Annotated in this window: 17 protein-coding genes, 1 pseudogene and 1 riboswitch; of the genes and pseudogenes, 14 read left to right on the plus strand and 4 right to left on the minus strand. The window is 59.6% G+C overall.

Translation table 11 applies throughout. The annotated features are described in order from the left end of the window. Window positions 1-56 precede the first annotated feature (56 nt). Genes AC2FEE_RS20895 through AC2FEE_RS20905 form a run of 3 tightly spaced genes read left to right on the plus strand, consistent with a single transcriptional unit; the run spans window position 57 to window position 4,159 of the window. Complete coding sequence (locus tag AC2FEE_RS20895) at window positions 57-755, plus strand: LuxR C-terminal-related transcriptional regulator (protein WP_496867253.1); 699 nt, start codon at window positions 57-59, stop codon at window positions 753-755. A 32-nt stretch (window positions 756-787) separates the two neighbouring features. Continuing rightward, window positions 788-1,945 (plus strand): FIST N-terminal domain-containing protein, encoded by a 1,158-nt coding sequence (locus tag AC2FEE_RS20900; RefSeq protein ID WP_496867254.1) that lies wholly within the window; start codon window positions 788-790, stop codon window positions 1,943-1,945. Between the two features lie 3 nt (window positions 1,946-1,948). Further along, window positions 1,949-4,159: a PAS-domain containing protein gene (locus tag AC2FEE_RS20905; RefSeq protein ID WP_496867256.1), complete on the plus strand. Its 2,211-nt coding sequence runs from the start codon at window positions 1,949-1,951 to the stop codon at window positions 4,157-4,159. A 114-nt stretch (window positions 4,160-4,273) separates the two neighbouring features. Here AC2FEE_RS20905 and AC2FEE_RS20910 read toward each other — a convergent pair whose 3' ends face one another. Together AC2FEE_RS20910 and adh are read right to left on the minus strand one after the other, a co-directional pair. Beyond that, window positions 4,274-4,615, minus strand: a complete 342-nt coding sequence (locus AC2FEE_RS20910) for a DUF779 domain-containing protein (protein ID WP_496867257.1) — start codon at window positions 4,613-4,615, stop codon at window positions 4,274-4,276. A 73-nt stretch (window positions 4,616-4,688) separates the two neighbouring features. Continuing rightward, window positions 4,689-6,230 carry an aldehyde dehydrogenase gene (adh, locus tag AC2FEE_RS20915; protein ID WP_496867259.1) on the minus strand — a complete coding sequence of 514 codons (1,542 nt, stop codon included), beginning with the start codon at window positions 6,228-6,230 and terminating at the stop codon, window positions 4,689-4,691. Between the two features lie 295 nt (window positions 6,231-6,525). Between adh and AC2FEE_RS20920 the strand changes: the two are divergent. The 6 genes and pseudogenes from AC2FEE_RS20920 to AC2FEE_RS20945 form a co-directional block, all read left to right on the plus strand. Beyond that, a pseudogene (locus AC2FEE_RS20920) lies at window positions 6,526-6,701 on the plus strand (IS6 family transposase); the annotation flags it as partial. A gap of 10 nt (window positions 6,702-6,711) precedes the next feature. Further along, window positions 6,712-6,897 carry a hypothetical protein gene (locus AC2FEE_RS20925; protein ID WP_496867276.1) on the plus strand — a complete coding sequence of 62 codons (186 nt, stop codon included), beginning with the start codon at window positions 6,712-6,714 and terminating at the stop codon, window positions 6,895-6,897. A gap of 143 nt (window positions 6,898-7,040) precedes the next feature. Continuing rightward, the gene (locus tag AC2FEE_RS20930) at window positions 7,041-7,355 is read left to right on the plus strand and encodes a hypothetical protein (RefSeq protein WP_496867260.1); all 315 of its coding nucleotides are present in this window, start codon (window positions 7,041-7,043) and stop codon (window positions 7,353-7,355) included. Continuing rightward, entirely contained in the window at window positions 7,355-7,516 is a 162-nt protein-coding gene (locus tag AC2FEE_RS20935; RefSeq protein ID WP_496867262.1) for a hypothetical protein, read from the plus strand. The genes AC2FEE_RS20930 and AC2FEE_RS20935 overlap by 1 nt, the downstream gene beginning before the upstream one ends. Before the next feature lie 169 nt (window positions 7,517-7,685). After that, window positions 7,686-8,282, plus strand: coding sequence for an ATP-binding cassette domain-containing protein (locus AC2FEE_RS20940; RefSeq protein ID WP_496867263.1), 597 nt, complete (start codon window positions 7,686-7,688; stop codon window positions 8,280-8,282). Beyond that, window positions 8,252-8,623, plus strand: a complete 372-nt coding sequence (locus tag AC2FEE_RS20945; protein WP_496867265.1) for an ATP-binding cassette domain-containing protein — start codon at window positions 8,252-8,254, stop codon at window positions 8,621-8,623. Before AC2FEE_RS20940 ends, AC2FEE_RS20945 begins: the two co-directional genes overlap by 31 nt. Window positions 8,624-8,811: 188 nt before the next feature. Here the strand turns inward: AC2FEE_RS20945 and AC2FEE_RS20950 are convergent, their stop codons facing one another. After that, complete coding sequence (locus AC2FEE_RS20950; protein WP_496867266.1) at window positions 8,812-9,702, minus strand: LysR family transcriptional regulator; 891 nt, start codon at window positions 9,700-9,702, stop codon at window positions 8,812-8,814. Window positions 9,703-9,807: 105 nt separating this feature from the next. Between AC2FEE_RS20950 and AC2FEE_RS20955 the strand changes: the two genes are divergently transcribed. From AC2FEE_RS20955 to AC2FEE_RS20975, 5 genes are all read left to right on the plus strand, one after another. Next, complete coding sequence (locus tag AC2FEE_RS20955) at window positions 9,808-11,358, plus strand: proton-conducting transporter transmembrane domain-containing protein (RefSeq protein ID WP_496867268.1); 1,551 nt, start codon at window positions 9,808-9,810, stop codon at window positions 11,356-11,358. 14 nt (window positions 11,359-11,372) lie between these two features. Beyond that, a complete protein-coding gene (locus AC2FEE_RS20960; RefSeq protein WP_496867269.1) occupies window positions 11,373-13,775 on the plus strand; it encodes a YbcC family protein in 2,403 nt (800 codons plus the stop codon). Between the two features lie 65 nt (window positions 13,776-13,840). Beyond that, a riboswitch (TPP riboswitch) is annotated at window positions 13,841-13,945 on the plus strand. Window positions 13,946-13,977: 32 nt separating this feature from the next. Then, window positions 13,978-14,958, plus strand: coding sequence for a thiamine ABC transporter substrate binding subunit (gene thiB / locus AC2FEE_RS20965; RefSeq protein ID WP_496867270.1), 981 nt, complete (start codon window positions 13,978-13,980; stop codon window positions 14,956-14,958). Further along, complete coding sequence (locus AC2FEE_RS20970) at window positions 14,934-16,481, plus strand: thiamine/thiamine pyrophosphate ABC transporter permease ThiP (protein WP_496867271.1); 1,548 nt, start codon at window positions 14,934-14,936, stop codon at window positions 16,479-16,481. The genes thiB and AC2FEE_RS20970 overlap by 25 nt, the downstream gene beginning before the upstream one ends. Continuing rightward, the gene (locus AC2FEE_RS20975) at window positions 16,468-17,160 is read left to right on the plus strand and encodes a thiamine ABC transporter ATP-binding protein (protein WP_496867272.1); all 693 of its coding nucleotides are present in this window, start codon (window positions 16,468-16,470) and stop codon (window positions 17,158-17,160) included. Before AC2FEE_RS20970 ends, AC2FEE_RS20975 begins: the two co-directional genes overlap by 14 nt. 3 nt (window positions 17,161-17,163) lie before the next feature. Here AC2FEE_RS20975 and speB read toward each other — a convergent pair whose 3' ends face one another. Next, complete coding sequence (speB, locus tag AC2FEE_RS20980) at window positions 17,164-18,129, minus strand: agmatinase (RefSeq protein ID WP_496867273.1); 966 nt, start codon at window positions 18,127-18,129, stop codon at window positions 17,164-17,166. Window positions 18,130-18,370 lie beyond the last annotated feature (241 nt).

An 18,370-nucleotide genomic window follows, 5' to 3' on the forward strand; every position in this document is an offset into this window, starting at 1 on the left:
CTGCTAACCCGCTACTTTGGTATGATGGCAGGCAACGCTATCTGATCTGGATTCAAATGCACGCGAACACCGACACAGCACAGGCGATCACTTTCAAATCCGCCCTAATCGTGGACGATCACCCCTTGTTTTGCGATGCTCTGTCGATGACATTGCAGGTTGTGTCGTCGATCACCAGCATGCACACCGCCCCGACTCTTCAGGGGGCGCTTGACATGATCTCGCGTGGCATTGAACCGGATCTGATCGTGCTCGACCTGAACCTGCCGGACGTAAACGGGCTTGATGGGCTTTTACGTCTGCGCAACGCCACCAAATGCCCGATCCTTGTGGCATCGTCGATGGCCGACAATCGCATCATCAGCTCGGCAATTCACGCCGGAGCCGCCGGGTACATCCCTAAGCACAGCCAGCGAGACGTGTTCTATCAGGCGCTGGAAACACTGAAGCGCGGGGAAACCTTCATCCCGTCCGACTGCGTGCTGCTCGAAGAAACGGACGCGGCCGAAAAAGACGATGCAATGAAGCGGTTGGCATCGCTGACCAATCAGCAGGGCCGCATTCTGCAGCTGATCTGCGAAGGCAAGCTGAACAAGCAGATCGCCTATGATCTGTCGATTGCCGAAACCACGGTCAAGGCGCATGTCACCGCGATCATGCGGAAACTGGGTGTTCAGAGCCGCACGCAGGCGGTACTGATCGCAAAGCAGACCAGCTTTGCAAATGTCTTGCACGACCAAACACCACACGGCTAATCTGGCCCGCGGTTTTCAGGGGAGGAAATGAGATGGGCCATATTCATGGTCTGTCCGGGGCGGCACAAATCGTGCGGTCTGGACAAGTCGATTGCCTGGCCCCGGATGCGGTTGCGCAACTGGCCAGGGCGCTCAGGCCCGGAGATTTGTCCCTGGTCTTACTATTTTTGTCCCCGGAAACTGATGTGTCCCGCCTGATCGACGAAGCCCAGCGGGTTTTTGCGCCGGCACAGGTGGTTGGTTGCACCACGGCCGGAGAGATCGGCGAAAGAGGCTATACGGATGGCCAGATCGTGGCTGTCGGGTTTCCGCAAACCCACTTTCACACCCGGACCATCCTGATCGACGATCTCGATCGGTTTGACGCCCAGAACCTGATCGAGCGCATGATCCGCAACCGAAACCATATGGCGCGGGAAACGCCGGGCTGGATCTCGGATTTTACCTTTCTGTTAATCGACGGACTGTCCACCAAGGAAGATATGCTTACGTCGCAACTGTCCGTCGGACTCGGACCGGTCCCCTTTTTTGGCGGTTCGGCAGGCGACGGCACTGATTTCGGAAAAACTTATGTACTGCATGGTGGGCGCGCGCATTCAAACGCCGCCATTCTCATTCAGGTTCGCAGCCGCTGCCCTATCCACGTCTTCAAGACCGACCACCTCATCCCGGCCCAGAAACGCATGGTGGTGACCGGAGCCGACCCGGCCCGGCGCATCGTCCACGAGATAAATGCCGAACCGGCGGCGCGGGAATACGCACGTCTGCTCGACAAGGATCCCGAGCAACTGACGACCTTTACCTTTGCGGCCCATCCGGTGGTGGTGCAAATCGGTGATCAGCACCACGTGCGTGCGATCCAGCAGGTGGCCGAAAACGGCGATCTGGTGTTTTTCTCGGCCATTGACGAGGGAGTCGTCCTCACGCTGGCCGATGCCGAGAATATGGTCACGCATCTGTCCCGTGAAATGGCGGCCCTGTCGGACCAGAAACAGCCGGAAATCGTGCTGGCCTGCGATTGCATCCTGCGCCGCCTCGAAGCCCAACAGAAACAGATGACAACCGACATCTCACGGGTGCTCGGGGAAAACCGGGTTGTCGGCTTTTCCACCTATGGCGAACAGGTCAACTCGATGCATGTGAATCAGACGCTCACCGGTGTCGCGATTTATCCGCCCGAGGATGGCTGAACCATGACCAGCGAACTGATCGATCCCCGGGACACGCTCGAGCGTCAGAACGAAAAACTGCTGAAAATCACCGAGACGCTGATGCGGCGGGTCGAACAGAGTTCCGAAGCCTCAGGTGCCGCCTACACCCAGTTTCAGCGGGCCGTGATGCTTGAAGAGGAAGTGCGCTCGCGCACCAAGGAACTCGAGCACGCGTTGGATCTGTTGAACGTCTCGAACGCTAAACTGGCTGATGCCAACGCAGAAACCGAAGCGGCCCGTGCCAACCTCGCCAATGCGATCGAGACGTTGAAAGAAGGGTTCGCCCTATTCGATCCAAGCGATGCGCTGGTCATGTGCAACAGTCGGTTCAGCAAGCAGATGCGGGATATTTATCATCTGCTCAAGCCGGGGCTGAATTTCGAAAACTATGTCCACCTGATCGCCCACAGCCCCTATCTGTCGCTACCCGATGGCGAAACCCCGCAGGGCTGGGAGGCCTACCGTCTGGCCCAGCACAAGAATAGTCACGCCGCCTTTAGCGTTCGCATGGCCGACAACCGTTGGCTGCAAGTCAGCGAACATCGCACTCCGGATGGCGGCACCGTGATCATCCAGACCGACATCACTGAAATGATGCGGCTCGAGTTACAGGAACGCGAACGCCTGCTGGACGATCAGGCAAAGCTGATCAAGGCTACGCTCGAGCATCTGAATCAGGGTGTTCTTATCTTTGACGACCAAAGGCAGCTTGTTGGCTGGAACCGCCGCGCCGGTGAGCTTTTGGCGATACCGGCAAACCGCGTGCAGCTTGGAACCTATTTCTCATCGTTCTACCACGAAATCCGTGACGATCTGAAATTCCTTGGCCCGACCGACGATACCGATGTCGAAGCCTGGGTGGCGAGCAAGACCACGCGCGCTCCGCTGTCTTTCGAAATCGGCATTGGCGCCGATCGTGTCCTCGCCGTTTTTGCCCAACAGATGCCCGATCAGGGATTCGTAATCAGCTTTACCGACATCACTGCGGAGCGGGCGGCTGTCCGCGCGATCAGGCAAGCGAACGAAACCCTCGAACAGCACGTGGCCACACGTACCTTGGACCTTGAGGACGCTTTGTCCGAAGCCGAGCGGGCGAATGCTTCGAAATCGCGCTTTGTCGCCGCGGCCAGCCACGACCTGCTGCAACCACTTTCAGCTGCAAAACTATACGTGGCATCGCTCGATTGCGATCTGCAACGATCCGAACTCCGCGAACGCGTATCCAAAGTCAGCAATGCGCTGGTCAGTGTCGAGCAGATCCTCGCGGCCCTGCTGGATATTTCCAAACTGGACTCAGGCCTCGCTTCGGTCGACGTCTCGTCGATCAACCTCCGGGATATGCTGACCCAGCTGAACGATGAATTGGAACCGCTGGCCCGGAAAAAAGGGTTGGAGTTTCGACTGGTCAACTGTGACGCGTGGGTGGAAAGCGACGCATCCTACCTGCGCCGCATCCTTCAGAACCTTGTATCGAACGCAATTCGCTATACGGAACATGGTAAGGTGTTGGTCGGTGTGCGGCGAGGTTCGGGTTCGGTCCGGGTCGAAGTCTGGGACACGGGCCCGGGCATCCCTGAGGATCAGCAGGAGAAAGTGTTTTATGAGTTCCACCGCCTGAACGCTACCGCCAATCCGACCGAGGGCATGGGCCTTGGTCTCGCCATTGTCGAACGCGCCTGTCGCCTTCTGCAACACCCGCTGCACCTTTCCTCGCATGTAGGGCACGGCACCTGCTTTAAAGTTGAACTGCCGCTCAGCGTGGCGACCCCAAGCAAACAGCCCGCTAAAATTCCCGCCTCAAGCGGCAAATCACTGGAACACCAGATCGCTGTGCTGATCGAAAACGACGCCGAACTGCGCTCGGCCATGACCATCACCCTGGACAATTGGGGGCTGGACGTGTTGCCCTGTGCAAACCTGGACGAGGCACAAGAACTACTTCGCGAAGTCGATACTGCTCCGAACGTAATCATCGCCGATTATCAACTGGATGACGGGGCGCTCGGTATCGATGCGATTAACTCGATCCGCGCCGTACATGGTCCGGTGCCGGCCTGTCTGGTGACCGCCAACCGATCACGCGATCTGCAGGGGATCTGCGAAACGCTCGATGTGGCTTTGTTCTACAAACCGATTGACCCGGGCGAACTTCGCGGATTTCTGGAAGATGCGTTGGCAGGCTCTGAGTTATAAGTCTGCTTGGATGCCTGTTACGCGGCTCCGGCCAGCGGGTTAGAGCAATGGATTACTCTCGTTCAATGCTTGGCGTTTCATTGTGTCCGCACGCGTCTGCCGAACACGGTACACCTAGCGCAAACAGACATTCGACCGCGTCAGGAAGCGCCGCCCTGATCCATTTTCAAGCGAGAACATGCCGCCGATCCCTTCAATCGCATCGACGATCAGGTTCGTGTGTTTCCAGCGTTCGTATTGATCGGCGTTCATGTAGAATGGAACATCACCAATCTTACCGACCAGAACATCGTTGTCCCCGACTATGTAGTCGCCTTGCTGAAAACACATTGGGGCCGAACCGTCACAGCATCCGCCCGACTGGTGAAACAGCAGGTGTTCTCCGAACCGGCTCTTGAGATCCGCAATAAGCTCCAACGCAGCGTCGGTCGCGGTGACGGTCATGGTGTCGGTCATTACGTGGCCTTTCGCGAACAAAAGAGTAAAGCCGCCCCCGTATCACTGCGGGAACGGCCTGTTCGTAGCTTGTTTAGAAGAAACCAAGCGCGTTGGGGCTGTAGCTGACCAGAAGGTTCTTGGTCTGGCGGTAGTGATCCAGCATCATCTTGTGGTTCTCGCGACCGATGCCCGACTGCTTGTAGCCGCCAAAGGCCGCGTGGGCCGGATAGGCGTGGTAGCAGTTGGTCCAGACACGACCGGCCTGAATTTCACGGCCAAACCGGAACGCGCGGCTGCCGTTGCGGGTCCAGACACCGGCACCGAGGCCGTAGAGCGTGTCATTGGCGATTTCCAGCGCTTCGGCGTCGTCCTTGAAGGTGGTGACCGACAGAACCGGGCCAAAGATTTCTTCCTGGAAGATGCGCATCTTGTTGTGGCCCCTGAACACGGTAGGTTCGATATAGTTGCCACCTTCGACGTCAGGCAGGGTCGAGACGTTGCCGCCGGTCAGCAGTTCGGCGCCTTCATCCTTGCCCAGTTGCAGGTAGGAAGCGATCTTTTCCTTCTGCTCGACCGAGGCCTGCGCACCGATCATCGTATCCATGCTCAGCGGGTTGCCCTGCTTGACCGCCTTTACGCGCTCCAGAGCGCGGGCAATGAAATCGTCGTAGATCGATTCCTGGATCAACGCGCGCGAGGGGCAAGTGCAGACTTCGCCTTGGTTCAGGGCAAACATGGTGAAACCTTCGAGACATTTGTCGAAGAATTCGTCATCCGCTTCCATAACGTCTTCAAAGAAGATGTTCGGGGATTTGCCGCCCAGTTCCAGAGTGACCGGAATCAAGTTCTGCGACGCATATTGCATGATCAGGCGCCCGGTGGTGGTTTCACCGGTGAAGGCGATCTTGGCGATGCGGTTGGAAGAGGCCAGTGGCTTCCCGGCTTCGAGGCCATAGCCGTTGACGATGTTGAGAACACCGGCGGGAAGGATATCGGCGATCAGTTCAGCCAGAACCATGATCGAGGCCGGGGTCTGTTCGGCAGGCTTCAGAACAACGCAGTTGCCGGCGGCCAGCGCTGGCGCCAGTTTCCAGACCGCCATCAGAAGCGGGAAGTTCCACGGGATAATCTGACCAACAACGCCCAGCGGTTCGGGGATGTGGTAAGCATAGGTGTCGCCGTCGATTTCCGAGACATGACCTTCTTCGGCACGGATGCAGCCGGCAAAGTAACGCCAGTGATCGACACACAGCGCCAGGTCAGCGGCGATGGACTCGCGGATCGGCTTGCCGTTGTCCAGAGTTTCAGCGGTTGCGAGGGTCTGGGTGTTAGCCTCCATGATGTCGGCAATCTTGAGCAGCATGTTGGCGCGTTCGGTGGTCGAGGTCTTGCCCCAGGCCGGGAACGCGGCGTGGGCGGCGTCAAGCGCGGCCTCAATGTCATCAGCGTTCGATCGTGCGATTTCGCAGATCACTTCGTTGGTGATCGGTGTGGTGTTTTCGAAATACTGGCCCGATTTGGGTTCAACGAATTCACCGTTGATGAAGTTGCCATATCGCGCTCTGAACGGGAATTCGACGCCAAGATGCGAGGTGTCCAGCGCAGTGCTGACCTGTACGTTTTGAATGTTCATGTCATTCCTCCCCTTTAAAAGAGTTCCAAGAAATGCAGCGAATCCCATGGCCTCAATCCTCATTGGTTCAGGCACCGGACCGGTGCTGGGCCAAACATAGGAAGCAGAACAAAGTTTCGATATTGTACCTTGGTCTGAGCGACTTAGGTCTCATGCGACACAGACTTGGTGACTCGGTCATCTGAAACCGGACCACCAATTTGCCGGGATCCGTCGCCAACTTTATTGTCTGGATTGACGAGCGCGCAGGTCCCGACGTTTGGTCTCAGTGTGTGTTTCTTTCACAGATTTCAGCATGGTCTCTTTGAAAGGCTGCCATTTCCCGAAGGGTGCAGTTTTGTGCGCTCTGTACTTCTGTTTGCGGAACACAGTGTCGTATCGGAGTTTGGAAGAGATCATGCCGAACGCGGCGTACAAGTGGACCACGCCACTCTCAACAGGTGGGTAGTGAAGTATTCATCGGTGATCGCAGTGCGAACGCATGAACCGTCCAGCAGCCGCCTGGATCTTTACCAAAGCGCTGTCTTCTGATGGAGTTACAAGCCGGATCATCGACCAGCATATGCCGCCCAGCTCTGCCAGCGTTATCATCGTCGATCTGGTGATCAGTTTCCCCAACATGATCCTGTCGGATGTAGCGCTGCCCTTCGTTAAGCTCGGCCTGTGAACGCCCTCGGTATCGAGGGGAGTCCTGTTGCGGCAGGCGCAATCGGTGCGGGCCATCGAACAGACCCCGTGGCTGTACATTCCCGGCGGTGTTCGTGGTTGTTGCCGTGCTGGCCTTTGCCGAGATCGGTGACGGGTTGTGAGATGTCGCCTACCCTTATTCAGAGGCAAACTGACACCCCAACGATGCTCAGCGTCGAAAACCTGTCGAATTCCTTCCGTACGGATGAGGGCGTGATCGCGCGTGTTCAAGGCGTCACCTTCGCGGTTAAGGCGGGCCGCATTCTGAGTTTGGTCAACGAATCCGGATCGGGCAATGCGATCTCGGCCAAAGTCCTGATGCAACTGCAGCCCGGCACCGCGATGTTGGAGGAAAGCATTCGGACAACCTATACCGACAAGCGCGGCCACTACATCGCGCGATGGTCGCGAACACTCATTCGCAAGTGCTCGACCTGATGCGCGAATTGCAGCGTGAGTTGGGGATGGGCATGATCTTCATCACGCACGATCTGGGTGTGATCGCTCAGGTCGCCGATGATGCGGTGGTGGTGTATCTGGGCACCATCGTAGAACGCGGCCTCACGCGCGAGGTTGTTCGCAACCCGCAGCACCCCTGAACGCAAGGTCTGCTGGACGTGATCCTCAGCTTCGAGCATCTGCATGACCGGCTGAAACCGGTGACGGGTGATATTCCCAGCCCCACGAACCGGCTGCCCGTTTCACATTAGATGCACACTGGCCACCTCCGGCATCTGCGATGCGAAAGAACCTGTTGAAACTTCCCCGATGCCCAGCCTCACTGTGCGCTGCTGGCGCGCGGCGACAAAGATCGGAGCGCGACATGGTCCCCAAAGCGATATGATGACTGAGGTCAAGGACCTGTCCGTCCACGGCCCGATCTATGCCCGCAAACTGTTCAAGACACAGGTACAGATGCTGCGCTCTGTCGATGGGGTGCGCTTGGACGTCAAACGCGGAGAGAGCGTGGGATTGGTGGGCGTGTCCGGCTCGGGCAAGACCACCGTCGGCCGCGCCATTCAGCGCGCGATCGATCCGACCGATGTCGAAGTGATCTTTCACCGCAAGAAAAAGGGTGACGTCGATCTGGCGCATGCGTACGAGTCCGAGCTGCGCAATGTCCGGTCCAAGATGAACATGGCCTTCAGCGAGGGCGGCGACGGCATCAAAGTGCTTACACTGGTCGGTGACCTGCTGCGTGCGTTCCTGCCCGAGTTGAGACTGGTGTTTCAGGATCCGTATTACTCGTTGAACCCGCGCATGAACGTGTACGAAATCATTACCGAGCCTTTCGTGGCCGCGGGCAAGATAAAGGAGAACAGATCGATTCCCGCGTGCGCGAGATCGCGGCGCGCTGCATGCTGAACCTTGAACACCTGCGCTGCTTTCCGCATGCGGTCTCGGGTGGTCAGCGCCAGCGGAACTGCATCGCCCGCGCGCTGGTCTCAAAACCGAAATCCGTGGTCTGCGACGAAAGCGTTTCAGTCTTGAATGTGTCGATCCAGGCCGAGATGGGTGTCTCGTTCCTGTTCGTCACTTCCGATCGGAGCATCGTGGCGCAGATGTCGCACCGGGTTGCGGTGTTCTATTTCGGGAAACTCGCCGAATGCGCCCCGACCGAAATGCTGTTCATCGCGCCGAAACACCCCCTATATCCATGCTCTGCAGTATGCGATCTCCACCTCCGACCCGGATGCGGGGTTTGATCCGATCCCGCTTCGGGGCGAAATCCCCAACCCGCTGGCCACTCCGTCCGGGTGCCGGATCCACACGCGCTGCCCGTTTGCCAAGGACCGATACAGCGCCGGAGCGCCCGAACTGCGCGCGATTGAACCAAAGCATTTTGGTTGCCCGTCACTATGCATAAGAGTTCGATTTCTGCCGCTCGTAACGGTCAGGGCAAAAGCATGGGATCAGGATCGTGTGACAGCAGGTCCTGAACCAATGGGTTTGGAAAACGGCGGCGCAGCGTGACGGCGTAGAAGGCTTCCTTGATGCGCGGATGTTCCTGCGCTTCGACCAGCCGCCCTGAATTCAGTTCGTCCGTTACGACGATGGGCGCCACAAGGGCCAGCCCGATATTCTCGCGCGCCAATAGTCGCATCATCGCCATGTCATCAACCTCGGCCGCGACTTGCGGGCGTTCCGACAAACGACTGGCCATGGCATCAAACGCGGTGCGCACACTGTTGTCGGTGGTTGGCAGGATGAAAGGTTGCGTGTTCAAAAGTTCTTTGATCGGTGTTTTGGGGTCCAGCCGGTCAGGGGTGCCGACGATGCTGACGGGCTGTTCGGCGATCTGGTGAGTCTCAAACGGGGTAAGGCTGTCATCCGGTGGGAGACGATTCATCAGAACCAGATCGAGGTTCAGCGTCTCAAGCCCCTCCATCAACTCGGTCGGGCTTCCGGATCGCAGGATCACCTCGACATCCGGACGCGACAGGATGGGGCGTAGAAACCCGATCTGAAAGTTGCGCGACAGGGTCGCCAAGGCCCCCACGCGCAGTGCTTTGCGGGTTTGCACCGTCTCGGTCAGAGTGGCGACAAGTTCCTGTCCTGTCGAAAAAATCGCATCCGCGTGGTCCAGGGCGATGCGTCCGGCCTCGGTGAGGTACAATTGACGACCGCGACGCTCGAAAAGATTGTGGCCCAGCCGTTCCTCCAATTGCTTGATTTGCACCGACAAGGCGGATTGCGACAGGTTCAGCCGTTGGGCCGTGCGGGTCAGGTTTCCGTCATGGGCCACGGCCCAGAAATACCGCAGGTGATGATAGTTCAGTGGCATATCGTTCTAAATAATAGAACGAAAAAGTAAGAACAATGAATTTTTAATGACACAGAATCTGTCCTAACAGATTGTCCCAAACGGATAATCCAGGGACATGTCACCATGTTGTATCTCTATCTGCCGCTTCTCAGCCCGCTGATTTTGATCGCTGCTGCATTCTATGCCGGGCGTCATCCGGGCCTGCGCCCTGGCCGAGTACCGAAACTGGCCGAAGCCGCGGCCTTTGCCGCCTTTGTGATCGCCTCCGCCGCCGCCATTTTATTGGTGATCTACGGCCCTGGCACTTCAGCCCTGATCGGAGCTTTCGGCGTGGGGCTGTCAGTCCGGCTGGACGCGGTTAGCGCGGTGATGCTGGTGCTGGTCAGCTTCATTGGCTGGATCGTCCTGCGCTATTCAGCGACCTATATGGATGGCGAGGCAAGACAGGGGATGTTCACCCAATGGATGGCCCTGGCGCTGGCCTCGGTCCTGATGTTGGTTATGTCGGGCAACCTGATCCAGTTGTTGGTTGCGTGGACCACCACCAGTCTGGTTCTGCACAAGCTACTGCTGTTTTACCCGGACCGCGCAACTGCTCAACGCGCCGCACACAAGAAGGCACTTGTTGCACGGCTGAGTGAATGCGCCTTGGCCTTAGCCGTGGTTCTGTTGATCGCGGCATCCGGAACCACCGATATCCACACGATCCTGACGACGGTTCAGTCCAACTGGCTGACCACGACGGCGGCGCTGTTGATCGCAGTCGCGGCAGTTCTGGCCTCGGCCCAGTTCCCTGTGCATGGCTGGCTGACCGAGGTGATGGAGGCACCGACGCCGGTTTCGGCCCTGCTGCATGCGGGTGTGATAAATGCGGGTGGATTCCTCTTGATCCGCTTTGCCGATGTCATGCTGGCGGCGCCCGGAGTGATGGCCCTGCTGGTGATGTTGGGTGGGTTCACCGCGCTGTTTGGTGGGTTGGTGATGCTGACCCAACCTGCGGTCAAAACCTCGCTGGCCTGGTCCACCATTGCGCAGATGGCATTCATGGTTATGCAGTGTGGCCTTGCGCTGTTTCCACTGGCGCTGCTGCATATCGTAGCGCATTCGCTGTACAAAGCGCATGCGTTCCTCAGCTCGGGTGAGGCGGTGAAAAACGTTGCTGCCATTCACCGCCCCGGACCCATTGCGGTGCCCAGTGCAAGTAACGTGCTAAGGGCTTTTGGGACAGCGATCGTGATCTATGCTCTGGTCGGGACGGTGCTGGGCTTTGACGGCAAGTCGGTTCAGGCCATTACTCTTGGCGTCATCCTGATCTTTGGCGTGGCCTACCTGCTGGCGCAGGGCTTTGCCGATGCCGCGCCGCGTCAGCTGACACAGCGCACGGCGGTCTATGCGCTGGTGACCTCGGTCAGTTACTTCGGGCTGCAGGTCACTGCGCAGCATGTGACCGCCGGAGCCTTGCCCGCCACCCCCGCGCCGGGACCGCTGGAATGGGCGCTGATCGTGCTGGCCTTGCTGAGTTTTGGGTTCGTTGCGGTGGCGCAGGCGACTTTCACGCTATGGGCGGCGCACCCGGCGGCGGCGGGCCTGAGGGTTCACCTGTCAAACGGTCTTTATGCCAACGCGATTTTCGACAAGTTTCTGGACGGTTGGTCCAGACGGTCCGCAGCCTGAAAGGAACTGAACCGATGTTTGCAAAGCTCGAAGCGTATACCGCGCCACTGCTGGAACTGGTGGCCGAAGCCAAATCCGCCGCTTATGCGATCCCGCCCTTGTTCCCTCTGTCCTCGAATGTCGCGGTGAACCCGTTTCTGGGCCAGAGCGATGAACCGCTTGCCGTGACCTCAGCGCGGTTGGCGCGGGTTGCGGGCAGCCGAATCACACCTGATCGGACACATTGGACTGAAAAGCTGCGTACGGGTGAGATGACCGAGGCGGACATTCTGGATGCGCTTGCCTCAATTGAGGGGCCGTTCAACGTCCCAAGCCTTAAGGATGTCATGATTTCGCTGAAAACGGAGGCACCGCATACCGAAGCCTTACCCACTGTGGCTGAACTGGCGGCCGAGGTTTCCGGTACGGACTGGCCTGCCCTGATTGAGGATCGCATCGGCATCTGGGCGGCCAGCCATTTCGATCAGGGGCAGGCTTTGTGGCAACAGGCCCGGACCGGAGGGGCTTTCAGCGCCTGGCGCGAGTTTGCCTCTCGCGATCTGACGCCGGAAATTCAGGGTCTGACCGGGTTCGGCGCTTTCGTTGCAGGTACCAACCGGTCGCATTGGCGGGCAATTGGCCGGTCGTCCGAACGGCTGGGCCTCAGCACCGAGGCAGCCGCTACCGCCTATCATCGCTGGCTGACTACCTTGGGCGGATGGGCGCAATACGCGCGCTACTTGCAGTGGGAGGCTGAGCTGAAGGGCGAACAGGACAATACCGTGACCGAGCTGTTGGCCGTGCGGATGGTGTTCGATGAGGCGCTGTTCGCGCTTTACGAAGATCAGATCGCCGAGCGGTGGGCAGAGAATGTGGCCGCACATGCGGCACCGGTGACGCCGACCACGGATTTAGTCATCGACGCGGTCCTGCAGGAGGCCGCCGAACGGGCACAACAGCGCGCATTGGCCGAAAGGCTGCAGTCGGGCACCGGGCGCAAAGCCGACGGTCGGGCGCAGGTTCAGGCCGCGTTCTGCATCGACGTCCGGTCTGAGGTGTTCCGCCGCGCGCTTGAGGCGCAGGATACCGGGATCGAAACGCTTGGCTTTGCAGGGTTTTTTGGCCTTGCCAGTGCGCATAAGGCGGCGGGGTCGGATGTCACCGAGGTCCATGGCCCAGTATTGTTACAGCCGTCCGTGTGCTCTCAGGCCAGAGAACCGGCGGGTGCGGACTTGGCCCGTCGTTACTCGGCACGGGCCAAGCGGGCCTGGGGCCGGTTCAAGCTGGCGGCTGTATCCTCGTTTGCTTTTGTCGAGGCGACCGGGCCCTTGTATACCGGGAAGCTGATGCGCGACGCATTGGGGGTTGCCGGAAAGTCTAAGGTTGACCCGGCACCGCAACTGGACCCGAACATCGATTTGGGTACCCGCATAGGCATGGCAAAGACGGTTCTGACGGCGATGTCTCTGACCGACAATTTCGCAAGGATCGTTCTGCTGGTCGGGCACGGGGCCGAGGTGACCAACAACCCACATGAAAGTGCGCTGCACTGTGGCGCATGCGGAGGTCATGCGGGCGACGTGAACGCGCGGCTATTGGCCGGGCTGCTGAACGATGCGCAGGTCCGTTCGGGGTTGGTGGGGCAGGGGATCGACATCCCAGCCGACACCCTGTTTGTCGCAGCAATGCACTCGACCACAACCGATCGGGTCGGCCTGTATGAAAAGGACTTGCCGCCGGGCGACGGGACCGTTGATCTGGCGCAGGTGAAAACCTGGCTGGATGCGGCCGGGCAGCTTACCCGGGCCGAACGCGCGGCACGTCTGCCGCGCGCCAACTACGCAACAGATATTCAGCGCCGTGCACAGGACTGGGCTGAGACCCGCCCCGAATGGGGACTGGCCGGGTGCCGGACCTTTGTCGCAGCCCCGCGCCAACGCACGGATGGGGCGGATTTGGCGGGGCAGGCCTTCCTGCACAACTACGATTGGCGCAAGGATGACAGCTTTGGTGTGCTGGAACTGATCATGACCGCCCCGGTGGTGGTCGTCAGCTGGATCAGCCTGCAATATTATGGCTCGACCGTGGCGCCCGCCCTGTTCGGTGGTGGCAACAAGCTGCTGCACAATGTGGTCGGTGGTATCGGTGTGCTTGAGGGCAATAACGGTGCCCCCCGTCCGGGCTTGCCGTGGCAATCGATCCATGACGGCGAAAGCTATCAACATGATCCGCTGCGCCTGTCGGTGGTCATCGAAGCTCCGCCCGAGGCGATGTCGGACATTCTTGACCGGCACCCGCAGGTGCGCGCGCTGTTCGACAACCGCTGGCTGCATCTGATCGCCATGGACGACCAGGGCAAGCTGGCGTGGCGCTATACCGGGGGTCTGAACTGGGCGCCGATCAGTGTTGCGTCTGATCCGGCCATTGCGGCGGAATAAGTCGAACCCGACCAATGGGCAGCCTGCGAAACGGGTTGTCTTTTGGTCGGTTCCCGCCTAGTCAGAGCCTCACCTCGGGGTGCGTGGCCTGCCACGCTGAGATGCCGTTGGCGAACCCGTTGAACCTGAACCGGCTAGAACCGGCGGAGGGAAAGGTGACGGATTCATCCATCCTTGCCCTCTCGCCGCAATGGAGGATGACATGAAACATCTGATGATTGCTGCGGGACTTCTGAGTGCGACTACGGCCGTTGCGGCCGATAAACCTCAGTTGACCGTGTATACCTATGACAGCTTTGTCTCGGACTGGGGCCCGGGCCCGCAGGTGAAAGAGGCGTTTGAGGCGGTCTGTGACTGTGATCTGAACCTTGTCGGCGTCGAAGATGGCGCGGCGCTTCTGTCGCGTATCCGGCTTGAGGGTGAGAACTCGGACGCGGACGTGGTGCTGGGGCTGGACACCAACCTGATCACCGCAGCCAAGGAAACCGGCCTGTTTGCCCCAAGCGCAGTCAGTGCCGAATATGCGCTGCCGATCGAATGGACGGATGACGTGTTCGCGCCCTATGACTGGGGCTATTTCGCCTTTGTCCATAACGCGGATGCTGCGGCGCCTGCGAATTTCCGCGAACTGGCCGAGGGCGATACCAAGATCATCATCCAAGACCCACGCTCTTCTACCCCCGGTCTGGGGTTGTTGTTGTGGGTCCAGGCGGCTTATGGCGATGAGGCGGCAGACATCTGGGCCGCTCTGTCGGACAATATCGTCACCGTGACCAAGGGCTGGTCCGAGGCTTATGGGCTGTTTCTTGAAGGTGAGGCAGACATGGTCCTCAGCTACACGACTTCGCCCGCCTATCACCTGATCGCCGAGGAAGACGCCAGCAAAGCGGCGGCTGCTTTTGACGAAGGTCACTACATGCAGGTCGAAGTTGCGGCCAAGCTGGCCGGAACCGATCAGCCTGAGCTGGCGGATCAATTTCTGAACTTCATGGTCTCGGACGCGTTCCAGCAGATCATTCCGACCACCAACTGGATGTACCCGGCGGTTACTCCGGCAGCCGGTCTGCCCGAGGGGTTCGACACGTTGATTCAGCCGGACAAATCCCTGCTGTTTTCTCCGGATGAGGCTGCGGTGGTGCGGGATCAGGCGCTTGCGGAATGGCTCAGCGCGCTCAGCCAGTAAGCCCGTGGCTGGGCGTTGGCGCGGCGGCTTTGGTTGCCGCGCTGATCTTGGGGACACTTGCCGCCGTTGCCTTGCGGGCCGATGCAGCGGGTGGATTCGGCCCTGCGGATTGGTCCGCGCTGCGGTTCACGCTTGTGCAGGCGGTGTTGTCGGCCCTGTTCAGCGCGGCATTGGCGGTTCCGGTGGCGCGGGCACTGGCCCGGCGGCGATTTTTGGGGCGGCGGGTGTTGATTGCACTGTTAGGGGCGCCGTTTATTTTGCCCGTCATCGTGGCGATCCTCGGGCTGTTGCAGGTCTTTGGCCGCGCGGGCTGGCTGTCGGACATTTTGGGGCTTTTTGGCCTGCCGCCAATGCGGATTTACGGGTTGCATGGCGTCGTGCTGGCACATGTCTTTTTCAACTTGCCGCTGGCCACGCGGCTGATCCTGCAGGCTTGGCAGGAAATCCCCGCCGAACGCTTCAGATTGGCCGCGCAGCTTGGCTGTGACGGGAAGGCGATCTTCCGCCTGATCGAGTTGCCGATGCTGCGGCGCATTCTGCCGGGCGTTCTGGCGGTTATCTTTGCCATTTGCCTGACCAGCTTTGCCGTAGCGCTAACATTGGGCGGGGGGCCGCGGGCAACAACGATTGAGCTCGCGATCTATCAGTCTTTTACCTATGATTTCGACCTTGGCCGGGCGGCGCTATTGTCCGCCTTGCAGCTGGCGTTGACCGCAGCGGCTGCACTGGCGGCCCTAAAGTTCTCGCGCGGAGACGGGTTCGGGGTCGGGCTGGACCGGGCCATCCGCCGCTGGGATGGCGGTGCGCCGGTGTTTGATGCGTTCTGGATTGTCGCGGCAGCGGCGTTTCTGCTGCTTCCCTTGGCGGCGGTGGTGATTTCGGGGATTTCGGGGGTGTTCGAGATGCCGTCACTTGTGTTCCGTGCCGCGCTGACCTCGGTCTTGGTGGCGGCGGCCAGTACGGCTGTTCTGTTGATGTTGGCGCTGCCCATGGCCATGGCCGTAGCAACCGGGCGGTACGGGATCGTAGAACTCAGCGGTGTTCTGGGGCTGGCGGCGTCGCCTTTGGTGATCGGCACAGGCCTGTTCATCCTGATCCGCCCGGTGGCCAACCCGACCACACTGGCGTTGCCGGTGACGGCGCTGGTGAACGCGGTCATGGCGCTGCCGTTCGCGTTGCGCATTCTGGTGCCCGCAGCGCGGGATGTAGTCAACCGCCACGGGCGTTTGGCACTGTCGCTGGACATGAACAAAAAGGCCTTCTTTACCCGAGTTCTTCTGCCCCGAATGCAGCCACAAATCCGCTTTGCCGCAGGCCTTGCCGCTGCTCTGTCCATGGGGGATCTCGGTGTCATCGCACTGTTCGCTGATCCGCAGATTGCGACTTTGCCTCTGCAGATTTACCGGCTGATGGGGGCCTATCAGATGCAGGCGGCGGCCGGGGCGGCGCTTTTGCTTTTGCTGCTGTCGATGGGGGCGTTCTGGCTATTGGATCGCGGAGGGCGATTACATGCTGAAACTTGACGGTTGCATCATTGAGAATGGCGGTTTCGCCTTGCAGGCCGACTTCGAGGTCGAGGCCGGGGCCAGTGTCGCCATTGTCGGCCCGTCCGGGGCAGGCAAGTCAACGTTGCTTGAGGCACTCGCCGGGTTTCGCGCGCTCAAACAGGGGCAAATCCTGTGGCAGGGTCAGCGCATTTCTGATCTTGCACCGGGAAAACGGCCATTGGCGATGCTGTTTCAGGATGGCAATCTGTTTCCGCATCTGACGGTCGAGCAGAACGTTGCCCTGGGCCTGCGTCCCAACGGACGCCTATCGGCAGAGGAACAATCGCAGGTCCAGACCGCGTTGGCCCGCGTGGTGCTGCCCGGGCTTGAAGGACGCAAACCGGCCGAGCTGTCGGGTGGGCAACAAAGCCGGGTCGCTTTGGCCCGGGTTTTGGTGCAACGGCGGGAAATCCTGTTGCTGGACGAACCTTTTGCGGCGCTGGGGCCGGCGCTAAAGGTCGAAATGCTGGACCTTGTTGAGGGGTTGCTGGCCGAGACCGGAACAACCCTGCTGATGGTCAGCCATGATCCGCGGGACGCCCGCCGCATTGCCGACCAGACCGTGCTTGTGGCCGACGAACGGGCGCACCCGCCTGCGGCGACAGCGCAGTTGTTCGACAACCCGCCACCCAGCCTGCGCGCGTATCTGGGTTAGTCCTTACTTTCGGTTGTGGAAGATGAAGCCAAGGAAGTTCAGCAGGACCTGCGCCGCCAGAATTTGCGTGCTTTCCGTCTGATCATAAGCCGGGGCAACTTCGACCAAGTCGATGCCGACCACATTGCCGCGCTTGCTCAACCCCTGAAGGATCTCCAACACGTCATAGTACAGAAACCCGCCATGGCTGGGCGTTCCGGTTCCCGGCGCGATGGAGGGGCAGAACGCATCGATATCGATGGTGACATAATAGCGTGCACCTTCGGGGATGCGGTCCAGAACACCATCCGGTCCCAGTTTACGCACCTGCCGGACTGACAGGATATCCGAGCCCCGGGCGCGGGCATCTTCATAGCCTTCCTTGGCGGTCGAGGACACGTTGCGGATGCCCAGCTGCGTCATCCCCGAGACATAATCCTTTTCGATCGCCCGCCGCATCGGGTTGCCGTGACCTTCGGTGATGCCATGGCGCTCGTCCACGAAATCCAGATGCGCGTCGATCTGGACCACGTGAATGGGGCCGTTCTTTTCGCAATCATCGGCAAAAGCACGGATGCAGGGAATGTTGACCGAGTGATCGCCTCCGATTGTCACCGGCAGAGCACCGGCGTCCAGGATCTTTTTCACCCCGTATTCGATATTGGTGTGACTTTCCCGGGTCTTGGTGTGAACGATATCGGCGTCGCCCAGATCAACGATCCGCACATCGCCGCCCAGATAGGTGGCGTCGTCCTCGTGGTCATAGGCTCCGGCGTGGCCAAAGCTGAACAGGGTTGAGGCCTCGCGCACGGCACGTGGTCCGAACCGGGCGCCCGAACGGTACTGGCATCCGAAATCAAACGGAGCGCCAAGGATGGCGACATCGGCATCAATTTTGTCCCAGTTCTCGACATAGGGCTTCTTGCCAAAGGTCGCGATGCCGACAAAGGGCAGGTTCAGACGACCCGATTCATAGCCATGACCCGACATGATTTCTCCATACTTTTTGCGTTACCGATGGGACAGTCCCGGCAGAAACTGCGTGAATTGAAGTGACGTCACCAGCAGCCCGGTGACGGTCCGCAGGATGATAAGACAAGTGGGGCACACCGCAAGCCACTGCAGGCACACGCCGCTGAAAAACGGCGGTCTATGCCGTTAATTTGCTGCGGCGTTGATTGGTGTTGTTATGAGTGAGGGGGTGATTTGAGAGATTGTTCTTCCCCATCGT

Source organism: Ruegeria sp. YTSC199 (assembly GCF_059609725.1).